At 32.0% G+C, this 14,641-nt stretch carries 10 protein-coding genes and 11 tRNA genes; 6 read left to right on the top strand and 15 right to left on the bottom strand.

Features of this window, described 5'->3' with window-relative positions:
- Positions 1-113: 113 nt before the first annotated feature.
- The 3 genes from EV195_RS02320 to EV195_RS02310 are packed head-to-tail and all read left to right on the top strand — an operon-like array spanning position 114 to position 4,628.
- Positions 114-2,243 carry a Tex family protein gene (locus EV195_RS02320; protein ID WP_132792352.1) on the top strand — a complete coding sequence of 710 codons (2,130 nt, stop codon included), beginning with the start codon at positions 114-116 and terminating at the stop codon, positions 2,241-2,243.
- A 52-nt stretch (positions 2,244-2,295) separates the two neighbouring features.
- Positions 2,296-3,609, top strand: coding sequence for a cytochrome ubiquinol oxidase subunit I (locus EV195_RS02315; RefSeq protein ID WP_132792350.1), 1,314 nt, complete (start codon positions 2,296-2,298; stop codon positions 3,607-3,609).
- Positions 3,606-4,628, top strand: a complete 1,023-nt coding sequence (locus EV195_RS02310; protein ID WP_132792347.1) for a cytochrome d ubiquinol oxidase subunit II — start codon at positions 3,606-3,608, stop codon at positions 4,626-4,628. Before EV195_RS02315 ends, EV195_RS02310 begins: the two co-directional genes overlap by 4 nt.
- A gap of 5 nt (positions 4,629-4,633) precedes the next feature.
- On the opposite strand, the gene EV195_RS02305 is transcribed toward EV195_RS02310, so the two are convergent.
- The 15 genes from EV195_RS02305 to EV195_RS02250 form a co-directional block, all read right to left on the bottom strand.
- Positions 4,634-4,705, bottom strand: a tRNA-Arg gene (locus EV195_RS02305).
- A gap of 5 nt (positions 4,706-4,710) precedes the next feature.
- Positions 4,711-5,196, bottom strand: coding sequence for a ribonuclease H-like YkuK family protein (locus EV195_RS02300; RefSeq protein ID WP_132792344.1), 486 nt, complete (start codon positions 5,194-5,196; stop codon positions 4,711-4,713).
- Positions 5,197-5,227: 31 nt separating this feature from the next.
- Positions 5,228-5,311: transfer RNA gene (locus tag EV195_RS16625), tRNA-Phe, on the bottom strand.
- Positions 5,312-5,316: 5 nt separating this feature from the next.
- A tRNA-His gene (locus EV195_RS02295) sits at positions 5,317-5,389 on the bottom strand.
- Between the two features lie 5 nt (positions 5,390-5,394).
- A tRNA-Gln gene (locus tag EV195_RS02290) sits at positions 5,395-5,466 on the bottom strand.
- 5 nt (positions 5,467-5,471) lie between these two features.
- Positions 5,472-5,545: transfer RNA gene (locus tag EV195_RS02285), tRNA-Leu, on the bottom strand.
- Between the two features lie 5 nt (positions 5,546-5,550).
- Positions 5,551-5,623 (bottom strand) — tRNA-Lys (locus tag EV195_RS02280).
- Between the two features lie 96 nt (positions 5,624-5,719).
- Positions 5,720-5,792, bottom strand: a tRNA-Pro gene (locus EV195_RS02275).
- A gap of 84 nt (positions 5,793-5,876) precedes the next feature.
- Positions 5,877-5,947: transfer RNA gene (locus EV195_RS16620), tRNA-Trp, on the bottom strand.
- 6 nt (positions 5,948-5,953) lie between these two features.
- Positions 5,954-6,025: transfer RNA gene (locus EV195_RS02270), tRNA-Gly, on the bottom strand.
- 8 nt (positions 6,026-6,033) lie between these two features.
- A tRNA-OTHER gene (locus EV195_RS16615) sits at positions 6,034-6,169 on the bottom strand.
- Between the two features lie 108 nt (positions 6,170-6,277).
- A tRNA-Cys gene (locus tag EV195_RS02265) sits at positions 6,278-6,350 on the bottom strand.
- Positions 6,351-7,269: 919 nt separating this feature from the next.
- Entirely contained in the window at positions 7,270-7,785 is a 516-nt protein-coding gene (locus EV195_RS02260) for a hypothetical protein (RefSeq protein WP_132792341.1), read from the bottom strand.
- A 15-nt stretch (positions 7,786-7,800) separates the two neighbouring features.
- Positions 7,801-9,264, bottom strand: a complete 1,464-nt coding sequence (locus tag EV195_RS02255; protein WP_165915670.1) for a SusD/RagB family nutrient-binding outer membrane lipoprotein — start codon at positions 9,262-9,264, stop codon at positions 7,801-7,803.
- A gap of 10 nt (positions 9,265-9,274) precedes the next feature.
- The gene (locus EV195_RS02250; protein WP_165915669.1) at positions 9,275-12,358 is read right to left on the bottom strand and encodes a SusC/RagA family TonB-linked outer membrane protein; all 3,084 of its coding nucleotides are present in this window, start codon (positions 12,356-12,358) and stop codon (positions 9,275-9,277) included.
- Positions 12,359-12,799: 441 nt separating this feature from the next.
- On the opposite strand from EV195_RS02250, the gene EV195_RS02245 reads away from it, so the two are divergent.
- The 3 genes from EV195_RS02245 to gmhB all read left to right on the top strand — a co-directional run bounded on the left by EV195_RS02245 (position 12,800) and on the right by gmhB (position 14,635).
- Positions 12,800-13,375, top strand: a complete 576-nt coding sequence (locus EV195_RS02245) for a phosphatase PAP2 family protein (RefSeq protein ID WP_132792332.1) — start codon at positions 12,800-12,802, stop codon at positions 13,373-13,375.
- A gap of 104 nt (positions 13,376-13,479) precedes the next feature.
- Positions 13,480-14,058: a sugar transferase gene (locus EV195_RS02240; protein ID WP_132792329.1), complete on the top strand. Its 579-nt coding sequence runs from the start codon at positions 13,480-13,482 to the stop codon at positions 14,056-14,058.
- A 49-nt stretch (positions 14,059-14,107) separates the two neighbouring features.
- Complete coding sequence (gene gmhB, locus EV195_RS02235; RefSeq protein WP_132792326.1) at positions 14,108-14,635, top strand: D-glycero-beta-D-manno-heptose 1,7-bisphosphate 7-phosphatase; 528 nt, start codon at positions 14,108-14,110, stop codon at positions 14,633-14,635.
- Positions 14,636-14,641 lie beyond the last annotated feature (6 nt).

Below are 14,641 nucleotides of genomic sequence, written 5' to 3'. Positions count from 1 at the left end.
TATATTTAATCAAGAATGTATAATTTTTAAACATGGAAGAAAAACAAATTTTAAAATCCTTCTTTTTTGTTTATTTGTAACTCGAAATACTATTTAAAAATTTATTACTGTCGATGCAGCTGATTTCATATATATCCTCAAAAACTTCTTATTCAGAAAAAAGTATTCAAAACACTGTTGAATTATTAAATGAAGATTGTACCATTCCTTTTATTGCACGTTATCGTAAAGAGCGAACTGGGAATTTAGATGAAGTTGAAATTGGAGAAATCGTGGCCTTAAAAGAAGCTTTTGAAACCTTAGAAAAAAGAAAAAAAGCAATTCTTAAAGCTTTAGAAGAACAAGAAGTATTGACCGCTGAGTTACAGTCTAAAATTGAAAACACTCAAGATTTAACAACACTTGAGGATATTTATTTGCCTTACAAGAAAAAACGTAAAACCAAGGCCGAAACTGCAAAAAATAATGGGCTAGAACCGTTGGCAAAAATCATCATGAGTCAAAAAGCTGATGATTTAGATTACATAGCTTCTAAGTACATAAATAGCGCTGTTGAAAATGAAGAGCAAGTATTAGAAGGCGCCAGACACATTATAGCAGAATGGATTAATGAGCGTTCGGATATTCGTAATTTAATTCGAAGAGAATTAGAGCGTTTTTCAACAATTGTTACCAAAGTTGTAAAAACCAAGAAAGAAGATGAAAATGCTCAGAAATTTAAAGATTACTTTGATTGGTCAGAGAGTTTGCATAGAATTCCCTCTCATCGTTTATTAGCAATTTTACGTGGAGAAAAAGAAGGGATTATTAGAGTTAAAATTGAAATTGATGATGATCGTGTTTTAGAAAAAATAGATCGCAAGTTGATTAAAAGTAATAACGAATGTGGAGCCGAAATTCAATTGGCTATTGATGACGCTTACAAACGTTTATTATTACCTTCTTTAACTACAGAAGCAATGAATATTGCTAAAGAAAAAGCAGATGAAGCCGCTATTACAGTTTTTAAAAACAACCTTGAACAATTATTATTAGGAGCTCCATTAGGCGAAAAGCGAATTTTAGCTATCGACCCTGGTTTTAGAACAGGGTGTAAAGTAGTTTGTTTAAGTGAACATGGAGAATTGCTTTATAACACAGCTATTTATCCAAATGCTCCTCAAAACAATATTACAGAATCTGCTTATACAATTGAACATTTAATAAAAGAATATCATATTGAAGCTATTTCTATTGGAAATGGAACGGCATCAAGAGAAACAGAACGATTTATAAAGAACATTCCCGCTACAAAAAATCTTGAAGTTTTTGTAGTTAATGAAGCTGGAGCATCAATTTATTCTGCTTCAAAAATTGCAAGAGATGAATTTCCAAAAGAAGATGTAACGGTTCGTGGTGCTGTTTCTATTGGAAGACGTTTGGCAGATCCATTAGCTGAATTGGTAAAAATAGATCCAAAATCTATTGGTGTTGGCCAATATCAACATGATGTTGATCAGAACCAACTTAAAAAATCGTTAGACACAGTTGTAGAACACTGCGTAAATAAAGTTGGTGTAAATATCAATACTGCTAGTGCTTCTTTATTGAGTTATGTTTCTGGAATTGGGCCAAAACTAGCAGAGAATATTGTTACTCATAGAAATCAGCACGGTGTATTTAAAACACGTGATGATATTAAAAAAGTAGCGCGATTAGGAGGAAAAGCTTTTGAGCAATCTGCTGGTTTCTTACGAATAAAGCAAGGAGATAATCCGCTAGATAATTCAAGTGTGCATCCTGAAAGTTATTCTTTAGTAAAAAAGATGGCTAAAGATTTACAGTTAAAAACAGAAGATTTAATTGGAAATACAAAACAACTAAAAGAGATTCAATTAAGTAAGTACGTAACTTCAGAATTCGGTTTGCTTACGTTAAAAGACATTGTAAAAGAATTAGAGAAACCCGGTTTAGACCCTAGAGAAAAAGCAAAAGCGTTTTCATTTAGTGAAGAAGTAAAAACCATTACCGATTTAAAAGTTGGAATGGTACTTCCTGGTATCGTGAATAACATTACAAATTTTGGCTGTTTTGTTGATATTGGTATTAAAGAAAGTGGATTGGTACACGTTTCAAATTTATCCGACACATACGTAGAAGATATCAATAAAATTGTTCGACTACAACAACAAGTTCAGGTAAAAGTTTTAGAGATAGATATAGCCAGAAAACGTATACAATTGAGCATGAAAAAAGGTGGCTAAAAGTGTATAATTTCGTAAATTTACGGAACACTTATCTTTTTAAAATCTCTCTATGGAAAATATAGATGCTGCACGACTTCAAATGGCATTCACGCTAATTTTTCATATTGTATTTGCTTGTATCGGAATGGTGATGCCTTTTTTTATGATTGTATCTCATAAGAAGTGGCTTAATACAGCAAATCCAGTATACTTACAACTAACAAAAGCATGGCAAAAAGGAGTTGCTATTTTCTTTGTAACAGGCGCCGTTTCGGGAACTGCTTTATCTTTTGAATTAGGTTTGTTATGGCCCGAATTTATGGAACATGCAGGACCTATAATTGGTATGCCATTTTCATTAGAAGGAGCTGCTTTTTTTGTGGAAGCAATTGCACTCGGATTTTACTTATATGGCTGGAACAAAATTCCACCTAAATTTCATTGGTTTACTGGTGTTATAGTTGGTGTAGCAGGTGTTGCTTCTGGTATTTTAGTAGTTTCTGCTAATGGTTGGATGAACGCTCCTTCTGGATTTGATTATGTAGATGGGCAATTTTTAAATATCGATCCTATTAAAGCATTATTAAATCCGGCTTGGTTTACACAAGCTTTGCACATGGTGTTAGCAGCATTTACAGCTACAGGATTTGCCGTTGCTGGTATTCATGCTTTTCAAATACTAAGAAACAAACAGAAAGAATTACATAAAAAGGCTTTTAAAATTGCTATAACATTTGGTGCAATTGCAGCTATTTTACAGCCAATAAGTGGAGATATTTCTGCAAAAGATGTTGCTCAACGTCAACCTGTAAAATTAGCAGCTATGGAAGCTCATTATGAGACTTCTAAAGGTGTTCCTTTATATATTGGTGGAATTGTTGATCAAGAAAAAAAAGAAGTCAACTATAAAATTGAAATTCCAAAAGCACTTTCTTTTTTAGCCTTTGGCGATTTTAATGCTGAAGTAAAAGGATTAAATGATTTTCCAGAAGATGAAATTCCGAATGTAGCTATTGTTCATTATGCTTTTCAAGTGATGGTTGGATTGGGCGGATTATTGATGTTTGCAGGAATCTTTTTCTTCTTCTCTAATTGGAAAAAGAAACATTGGTTTGATAAGAAATTATTTTGGAAAGTATTCGCTTTTCTAGCCCCTGCTGGATTTATTGCCTTAGAAGCTGGTTGGATTGTTACTGAAGTTGGGCGTCAACCATGGATTATTCATAAAATAATGCGAACTACAGATGCAGTTACACCGATGCCTGGAATTGTATATAGCTTTTATTTATATGTAGTGTTATACACCATCTTAACTATTACAGTAGCTTGGTTACTTCGCAGACAAATTAAATCGTTAAACTCAACTCTAATTACTACGTTATGATTTCAGTTGTTCTATTCTTTTTATTTTTCTCTTTACTGTTGTATGTATTATTAGGTGGAGCTGATTTTGGCGCGGGTATTCTTGAATTATTCTCATCAGAAGACAATCAGAAAATTACCAAGAAAACAATTTATCGTGTAATGGGGCCTGTTTGGGAAGCCAATCATATTTGGATTATCATTCTAATTGTTATTCTTTGGATTGCTTTTCCGCTGTATTATAAAGTAATGGTTACTTCATTGCATATTCCTATTACATTAATGTTATTAGGAATTACCTTACGTGGTGTTGCTTTTGTATTTAGACATTACGATGCTTATGTAGATGAATCGCAACACGTATACAATTGGTTATTTCATGTTTCTAGTTTAATTACACCTGTTTTTTTAGGAATGATTTTCGGAGGAATGGTAAGCGGTAAAATTATCTTGATTACTAAAGATATTCCTTTAGATTTTGTGGAAGCTTACATCAATCCTTGGTTTAATGTTTTTTCCTTTTTAATAGGATTGTTCTTTGCTAGTTTATGCACGTTCTTATCTGCTGTTCTATTAATCGGTGAAGCAGATGAAGAAGGGTATCCTGTATATGTTCGTAAAGCGAAAATTGCTACTATAGTAGTAGTAATTTTAGGGCTAATTACAATAATATATGGATATGTTACCGATTCAACTTTTGTAAAAAGTATAATTCATAATAACATTAGCATTGGCTTAATTTTAGTTTCTGCAGCTTTTTTATATCCTCTATGGTATTCCGTTAAAAAAGGAATACGTATTGCCAGTAGAGTTTTTGCCGGAATTCAAGTTTTATTAATTATCACAGTAGCCTTATATCCACACCATCCTAATTTTTTAATTACAAAAAATGGTACAATCAATCTTTTAGATAAGATTGCTCCGAATGCTGTAATAGATGTTTTAGGAGCTTCACTATTAGTTGGTGGTTTATTAATAGTTCCAGGTCTATTTCACTTATTGAAATCTTTTAAAATGATAAAGATTTTAGAAAGGAAATAAAGTAGTAAGCATAGCAAGAATCGAACTCGCATCTTCAGGGTCGTAACCTAACGTTTTATCCGTTAAACTATATGCTTAAATATTATACTACTTTATCAGCACATGATGAACTTGCAAATGCATGAGGTTTGGCTTTAAACTCAAATCCCATTCCTAAAATGTATCCCATAGCATCTTTTAACGCGACATTTGATTGAAACTTAGCATCTGTATTAATATCCGCATGTACTTCCAGACTCACCTTATGTTTATCTAGAATATTGCAAATTGCATAGGCAACTTCAACCGACATTGTTACTTCTTTTAACATACGTTCTTTAATACCAATTTGCTTAGTTCCTTTTAAATTTTTTATAAACATAAAACCTCCTTTTCCTTCTCTCAATACAACAACTGCTGTTGCATATTCAATGTGAGATTTATAAGCTTGAGAATCCGATCCTACGCATACTTTAAGTTTATATCCTTCACTTAATTCTCTTACAATTGCTTTTTCAACAATTTCTGTAATTGGCTCTTGGAAAACCTTTCCACTAAAGTTTCTCCATTTCTGATTAACAATTTTCATTTTTTCTACTCTTAAAATTCTCTTTTTCTTGTGGAACAAATAGTCCCGAAATGTCGGGAGAACCTATATCTTCGGTGCTTCAAACCGACGCATTGACCAACTTTGCTATTGTTCCGTTTTGGGTGATTTCGGGGCTCGAACCCTATTCTTCTCATCCACAATGAGACGTTTTACCAGTTAAACTAAAACCACCATTTGTAAACCTGACAGGATTCGAACCTATACAACAAGAATCAAAATCTTGTATGCTAACCTTTACATCACAGGTTTATTTGTACAGGAAGAGAGATTCGAACTCTCAATATTCTGATTCTAAATCAGACGCGTATGCCTTTTCCGCCATTCCTGCTTTTGTTGAGGCATTGGGATTCGAACCCAAGACTCCTGTGTTAAAAGCACAGTACTCTACCAACTGAGTTATACCTCATTTTAAATGACTTGGGAATTTTCTTTTCCTTTTTTAGCCATGATAATTCATAAAATTATCCCAAGTCATTAAACACACTCTCCTTTCTAAAATTTGTCTGGGAAGCAGGACTCGAACCTACAACCTCCTGCATCCAAAGCAGGTAAACAACCAATCGTTATCTTCCCAGTATTGCGGTTCATACGAGAATCGAACTCGTATCTCCCGAGAGACAGTCGGGAAGGTTAGCCATTAACCACAATGAACCATTTTGCACGCCCATAAGAATTCGAACCTTAATCGTAAGTTTTGGAGACTAATATGCTACCATTACACCATGAGCGTATTTTGAGCATCTATCGAGACTCGAACTCGAAACTGAAGATTGGAAGTCTCCTATGTTACCAATTACACTATAGATGCATTTTTTGTGGAAGTGATAGGATTCGAACCTACACGCTTATACAAGACCAGATTTTAACTCAAAACTCAAGAGTTACATAGTTGATTCGTTGAATTCGTAAACTCATTTCAGTCTGGCGAGCCAACCAATTGCTCAACACTTCCTATTGTCAATGAACTTTGAAACAAGGATGAGATTGTCATACGATCTCATTGAGTTCCAAATTGGATTTCCATAATATTCAAATCAATTTGAAATTATTTCAATCATTGAAACAAGGATGAGATTCGAACTCATAAAAAACGGATTTGCAGTCCGCTGCCTTAACCTTTCAGCCACCTTGTTATTATGCGGAAGAAGTGGTCCCGAAATTTCGGGAGAGCCCACACGAGTGATTAACTCCGAAAGGTTTTAACTCGAATAATTCTAGTTTCTCGTGGACTCATTGAATTCGTAAACTCATTTCAAAACCGTTGCCACCGTCAATTGCTCTTCCTTCATTCTATTTCATAAAAAAAGCATCTCTTTTTACGGAGATGCTTTTAATTTTATACATATAAACTAATTGTTAGTTTATACCATCGTAATATATCTCCTTTAATAAAATGAATAGTTTATCTCCGCATAACTGAAGATCAAATCCCGGATCACTATATCGGAACTGATTTGTTATACTATGTTTTGAATAATGTTTCATTTTATATTGTTTTTATAAATGTCTTTTTTACTTCGTTTTGACGTTGCAAATATGGAATGCATTTTTCAATTACACAAGAAATATTTTAATTTATTTTGTTGATTTTCAATTAGTTATACTGTTTTTAAGCAATAGATTCCCTGTCCGTTTTTCAACGGATTTTAAACATTTTTACAAAGGCCTGTCTCTCAATTGTTTTCAGTTTTTATCGCTTTATGTTATTTCTACTAGTTGAGCATTTTCTTTCCTAAAATTTTTTCCAAAAAAAAGCGTCCAATTCAATTGGACGCTTTCATTTGTATATATTTATTTTCTAAATTTTATAAATCATACTTAAATATTGAATACATAGCATCCTATTCGCCAAATTCTCGGGCGAAAATCATAAGAACAAAGTCCTAATTGTTTACTATGTATTGCTGTTATATTCATTTTTCAGTTACAAAACTAATTATTTTTTTGATATTGGTAACTTTAAAAAAAATTAAGTGCTGTTTATTAAAATAAAAACAGGTTAAACTAAAAAGTTTAACCTGTTTTGTTTCATTTAAAAATAACGAATAGTTATTAATCGTTAATCTCTACAATTAAAGTATCGTTAATAATTACAGATGCTATACCAACAGGGAAAAACTGTAATTCAATAGTTTCTGTTCCTTCAGTTTGACCATCATTAATAATAGTGATTACATTATTAACTATATGCTCTAAACTTACACTCGCATCATAACCATAGTAGTATCCGTCTTGCAATAAGAATGGACTTACATCGAAAATTTTTGGAATGTTAAAACTAAAATCTTCATCTAAAGTAGCCGTTCCACCGATTACTCTAATTCCAATTTGACCAGAAACAACATCAAAAAATTCTTGACCGTCGAATCTCTCTTCTACTAAATTTTCTTGTTCAATTGTAAAAGAAAAAGTATTTCCTTCCTGAACTGAGACAGTCTCCTCCTTTACTATTGCTGCAGATGAGTTTTCTCTAGGGATATCTGGCACACTAACATCTTGATCACATGAAGCTAATGTAAGTCCAACAACTACAGCTAGTAATGATTTTATATTTACTATTTTTTTCATCTTTAATACTTTTTATTAATTAACATCCCAAAAAATCTTAGAAGAGAAAGCATCACTTCTAGTTTGAGATTTAACATTTTGAGAGTTTCCTGAATATTCAGAAGCTGGATATAATAATCTTACTGGAATATTACTATCTGTGCTAGCATTTGGTAATGGTAAATTACTAGGAAAACCTGTTCTATTGTACTCAATCCATAACTCAGCTCCAGATACACTTGTTAAAGCAATCCACTTTTGAGTAATAATCGCTCTTAACGGATCTCCTCCATTAAATCCTAGATCTGCATCTGCATCTGTATTTGTAATGTAAGTTGCAGCGTCGGTTGCTCCTAAATAATCAAAAGAAGCTGTAACTCCTTGATCAAACAACATTTTAGCATTTCCAGTTAAGTATCCTCTTTGAACAGCTTCAGCTTGTAAAAAATAGCTTTCAGCAGCTAACATAATTGGTAAGTCAGCATCTGCACTTTTTAAAACTCCATCTCCAATAGAAGCCGAATTTCCTGTTCCATTTTGCTGAGTTCCTGCAAAAGTGTTACTATTTCCTGTGTTAGGCTTCCATAATCTGTTTAATCTTGGATCATTAGAATTGTCTAACAAATTAAATGCAAATTCAGATGGTCCAGTTTGTCTACCTTGCGCAGTAGGAACATTTACTGGTGTAAAACCATAAACCTCCCAGAATGGATTTTGTCTGTCATCTGCATTAGAATATCCTGGATTCACAGTTACATCTTGAGTAATAAATTGTGCTCCGTTTAATTCTGCAAATTTAGTAGTAACGTAGGTTCCTAATGTAGCATCTGATTGAGCTTTTTCAGTCAAACGAATTAATAACCTTAGTTTGATTGTATTTGCAAAAGCTCTCCATCTACCCATATCACCATTGAAGGTAATGTCATTTATACCAAACTCTTCAGAACCAGTATTGATCATCGTCATTGCTTCGTCTAAAGAATCAATAAGACTCATATAAATATCCTGAGCATCGTCATATTTAGGGAACAAATTATCAGTTCCTTGAAAAGCTTCAGAATAAGGTGCATCGCCATATAAATCAACGATATATTGAAAATAAAACGCCTTTAAAATTTTTGCTGCCGCTTTTTGATTATTCCAATTCTTATCATCGTTATATTTTTCAATAGTAGCGAAGTTAGAAGTGAATCGGTAAATATTATCCCATACATCATCATAAAATGTATTAGAAAATTGGTATCTGCTTTCTAAACCATAGGCATCATTAAAAGCTAAATAGTTACCAGACCAAGCAACACCCATCCAGTTTCCAACTCTGTTCAATCTATTAGCGTAGGTTTCTGCACTTAAAGCTTGAGCTCCAACAATTAACTGGTTTGGAGTAAGTTCATCTAAATTTTGATTATCTATACTATCATTTACATCTAAATAATCACTACAAGATACTATGCTTATACAAAGCATTAGCATTGATATTATTTTAAATCTATTCTTCATTTTTATTTTTTTAAAATCCAACATTTACTGAAAGTGTATAGAATCTTGTTGGTGGTGTAATTCCATATCCACCAATACCAAATCTACCTGCAAATTCAGGGTCGTTATAATCTAAGTTTTGAGAAGGTAAGCTTGTCCATAAGTTTCTTCCACTAACTCCAATATTCAACCTTGTTAAACTTAATTTTTCAATAAATTTATTAGGTAAATCATAACTAATAGATACTTCTCTTAATTTAAAAGCAGTTGCATCTGTTATGAAGTTTTCATCGATGTCATTATGATCTCCTGTATAGTAATCATAAGCATTGTTATATGGGTGATTTCCTGGTACACCATTCTGTGATAAAACAGTTGTGTTATCAGTACCTGTTCCTTGAACAGTTGAGTTAGGGAAAACAAACGGCAAACGGTCGTTGTAAGTCGTTTCAATTGTTCTACCTTGACCTGAAAGTTGGTTTTTAATTCCAGAATAGAATACATGTCCTGTTCTATAATCAGCAACTGCCGCTATACTAAATCCTTTGTACTTTGCATTTAAGGCAAAATTTAAAATATAATCAGGAGTAGTTTGTCCTAACGTTTTTAAACCTGCAGCAATCTGAGGTGTTCCGTTAGCATCAACCACGACTCTACCTTGATCATCTCTCTCGTAAGCAGTTCCTTGTAAAATCGGAAACTCCTGACCTTCAATAGCATAAGCACCAATAGTTCCAGGGCCATTAAAAACCTCAACTCTATCAGATTGATCTGTTACTTTATCAACAGTAGTTCTAAACGAACTATAACCTACTCTACCGCTTAATTCAAAATCTTCTGTCCTAATTGGTGTAAATCCTAAATCTACTTCTAAAGAAGTTGAACTAGTTTCTCCCACGTTAATTAAAGAATTAAAAAATCCTGTAGCTGAAGAACTAGAAATATTTAATATCTGATCAGTGTTTTTTCCGAAAGAAGCAGATGCATCTAATGTTATTCTTGGACCATTAATATTTAAAAACTCTAAGTTTACATTTGCTTCAAAAGAATTGATAAACTCATTTTTAATATTTTGATCAACAATTGCTCCTTGTCCAACTAAAGATACTAATCCAGTATCTGGGTAAAAAGTATCATTTACTGCAACTGTAGAAACTTGTTGAGGAGCTAACGCAGTAGCATTTCCTGTTTTCACGAAACTCGCAGAAACTTTTGCCTTATGGAAAAATTTAGTTTTGATTTCTGGGAAAGCCTTAGTAGGTATAAAAGCAACACCTACAGATGGATAAAAGAAGCTTCTGTTTGCTTTTGGTAATACTGAATTCCAATCATTTCTTCCCGTCATGTTTAAGAATAAGTAATCCTTATATCCTAAATCAACTTGTCCAAAAACACTTATTGTTCTACTTTTAGTATTCTGCTCGAAAATATCTGGAATAGAAGTAATGTTTGATAAATTCCAGAAACCTTCACTTGCTAAATCAAAACCTCCATTTACTAGTCGTGAAAATCTTCTATCTGTAGCGTTCATACCGACATTAGATTTGAACGTAATATCTTCAGTAAGATTATAATCGAAGTTAACTAATAAATCAGTATAAATGAATCTTTCTGACTTATTATCAATTTGATAGAAAGATCTAATAGATCTATTAGTTCCTACATAATTATCAGTATCTAAATACGAATTTCTTCGAACCTCATCATCATCTTGGATATTTCTAACCGATGAACGCAAAATTGCATTCACATGATCATTAAACTGATACGTAAGTTCACCTGATAAATCAAAAATTCTTCTTGTTCCTAATCTTCTGTCATTTTGTAAAGTCCAGTATGGGCTTGTGTCATAAATAGTCCAGTGATCATTATTATCTCCACTATTAAAAGCCTCGATAGGAACGTTTCCTGGTGTATTTGATAAACGTTGGTACATGTTTCCTCCGTTTACATCTTCAGTCGACTCCTCTGTGTATCTAGCAATACCCTGAATAGACCACTTATCGATTTGTTTACCAGAAGTTAATGAGAAGTTATGCTTAGACAACTCACTTGTAGGTATAACTCCATCTAACTCTTGGTTTAAATAACTAAAGTTTATAAAACCAGTTTTCATACTTCCTCCAGCAATAGATATCGCATTTTGAAGGTTAAAGCCTGTATCGAAGAAAGGTAAAATATTGTCTTCGATATGCTTGTATTCGAAGTTTCTAAAATTACCATTAGCATCTGGTGTACCTACTGAAATAATTGCGTTGTTGTAAGGAACTCCCCAAGAACCTTGATCTACCGTTTCAATATTACCTCCCCAACCTTGACCAAAACGATCTTGTGTTTCAGGTAAAAAAGCAATTTCTTCAACAGTTACTGAAGACTTTAAGTTTACTGAAAATTTATCAGCTCCCTTTACTCCTTTTTTAGTTGTTACAATAATTACACCTGCAGCACCTAATTCACCATATAAAGCAGCTCCATTAGCTCCTTTAATAACGTTCATAGATTCAATAGTGTTAGGATCTAAAGTTGATAATATTTCTGCAGAAGAAACAATATTATCAATTACAATTAATGCTGAGTTATTTCCCGAAATAGATCTATTACCACGAAGAGTAATTTGCGTATTTGGAGTTAAACCAGCAGAAGTTGTGTTAATTTGTAAACCTGAGACTTTACCAGCTAAGGCTTGGACTGCATCGGGGTTACTTGCTTGGTTTAATTCATCTGCTTTTACAACCTGGTTTGCCGTAGTAATTTCGTCCGGCTTACGTTTAATACCAATTGCTGTTACAACTACTTCATCAAGCACATTTGAATCTTCAACCATCTGTACATTAATAGTACTATCTGTTGAAACAACTTTTTCTACAGTTTTCATTCCTACGAAGCTAAATACTAATGTATCACCAGTATTTGCTTTTATAGAATAATTTCCATCAAAATCAGTTTGAACTCCTTTAGATGTTCCTTTGATTACAATACTAACTCCTGGTAGTGGACCACTTGAGTCAGTAACATTACCCTGAATTGTTTTTTCTTGTGCAAAAGATAGTTGCATAAAGAACAACAATAATAGGGTCAAAAATCCTTTAGACTTTCCTTTCATTATGTTTTTCATTTTTAATTGATTCTTAGCAAAAATCATGAATAAATATTAGTTAAACAATACTACCATTGAATATTTTTCACAAAAACTTAACAATCTTGATGACTTCTAAATTCAAAAAAAAAGTGATTTCTTTATGTATATTACGAGACTATTATTCGTAACAAATTGATAATCAAATGCACTTGTTTTTCAATAGAAAAGAGAAAGTACATTCTTCTTTTAATCATTTTTGTAAGATCCTACTATAACTTAACTTTTATGTCGTTCGCCTAATGAATAATGTATTTTAAAAAAATTAAATTTTTACCTCTTTTATTACTCCTATTTTTATTCATCGATAAAACACTGTTGTTAAACAACTTAAAAAAACAACTAGTTATTATCATATGGTTTATTAACCTATTGAACTTTTATTTTAAGGTTCCCCCATCTTTAAATAATTTAAATTAAATGATAAAAAGAAAATCTCTGAAGTTAATTTTTGTTTTACTAATTGTATTTAATAATCCGTTTTCCTATGCTCAGCAAGAGCTTACTTCTTCCGAAAACTTTCACAAAACATCTGGAGACTTACTTGTTGGGTTACTACCAGCTTTATCTTTAACTTCATCTTTTATTTGGAAAGACGGACAAAAAGGAACGTTACAATTTTCGGAATCGTTAATAAGTACAATTGCAATTACTTGGGGATTAAAATTATTAATTGATAAAGAACGTCCTAATGGAGAAAGTTTAAATAGTTTTCCATCTGGACATACCTCTGTGTCTTTCGCAAGTGCTGCTTTTATACAAAGGCGATATGGATGGGAATATGGAGCTCCTGCATATGTATTAGCAGGTTATGTAGGATTCTCTCGTATTAAAGCTAAAAAACATGATTCTATTGATGTAATTGCTGGAGCAATTATAGGTACTGGAATGAGTTATATATTTACAAAACCATTTAATCTTGAAAATAAACTAGCTGTTTCTCCTAGTTTTTTTGACGATACGCCTACGTTAAAATTTACTTATGTCTTTAAATAATTCATCACTGTTTTAAAACAAACTCATACACAAAAACTATTCAACTCTTAATATTCAATTCAATTAAAAGATATATATTGATGTTTTTTTGATATTGAATAAAAATGGAAAGTGTACTAATTAATTCAGATGCTCATAGTAAATCCGTCTTACATAGGATTTTTGAAATTTTAATAGCATCATTCCTACTATTAATAGCTTCTCCATTATTTATCCTAGGATGTATTCTTAGCTTTCTAGACTTAAGAGAAAACCCTATTTATTATCAAATTCGAGTTGGTAAATATGATAGACTATTTTACATATATAAAATAAAGACTATTGCTAATACCGCTAATGATAAAATTACTTTTTTAGGTGAAGTACTAAGAAAAAGTAAGATTGATGAGATTCCTCAATTATTTAATGTTATTAAAGGTGATATGCGAATTATTGGTCCAAGACCTGAGCAACCTAAATATGTTGATCAATTCCTTAAAATTGATCCAAACTTTTCTTTAAGACATGAAATAAAACCAGGAATAACTGGTTGGGCCCAAGTTTGTTTACCTAAAGCAAAACCAAAAGATAATTTAGACAAACTAAAATATGATTTATATTACGTAAATAACAGGTCAATAAAACTTGATACTATCATTATACTAAAAACAATAAAAATTATAATTACTCTTAATAGTAACTAATATTTAATTGAAGTATTACATAATTTATCTTTACACAAACTAAACTCTTATGAAAGTAATTTTCCTAGACAGGGACGGTGTCATTAATAAAGACATTGGTTATGTTCATAAAATAAAAGACTTTGAATTTATTGACGGAGTTTTTGATAGTTGTCGTGATTTTATAAACCGTGGTTTTGAGCTTATCATAATCACCAATCAAAGTGGTATAGGTAGAGGATATTATAAAAAAGAAGACTATTTACACCTTACTGATTGGATGCTGGATAAATTTAAAAAAGAAAATATCAAAATACTAGAAGTCTTGTTTTGTCCACACATACCTCAAGATAATTGTGATTGTAGAAAGCCCAATACGGGTATGTTAGATTTTACTGACAAAAAATATAAGATAGATAAAATTAACTCATGGCTTATAGGCGATAAAGAAACTGATATAGAGACAGCCATTAACTTTGGTATTAAAAACACCATATTAATCAATAACAATCAAGATATTAGTAAGGAGAATAGTAAAGCTAAATTTATGATATCATCCATAAAAGAAATAAATGCAATTTCTAAACTAAAAAGTTGACAACTA

The organism is Tenacibaculum skagerrakense (assembly GCF_004345825.1).
GTDB classification, from domain to species: Bacteria; Bacteroidota; Bacteroidia; order Flavobacteriales; family Flavobacteriaceae; genus Polaribacter; species Polaribacter skagerrakensis.
Note: the sequence above shows the minus strand (reverse complement) of the source record. Positions and strands in the feature narration are given on the sequence as shown.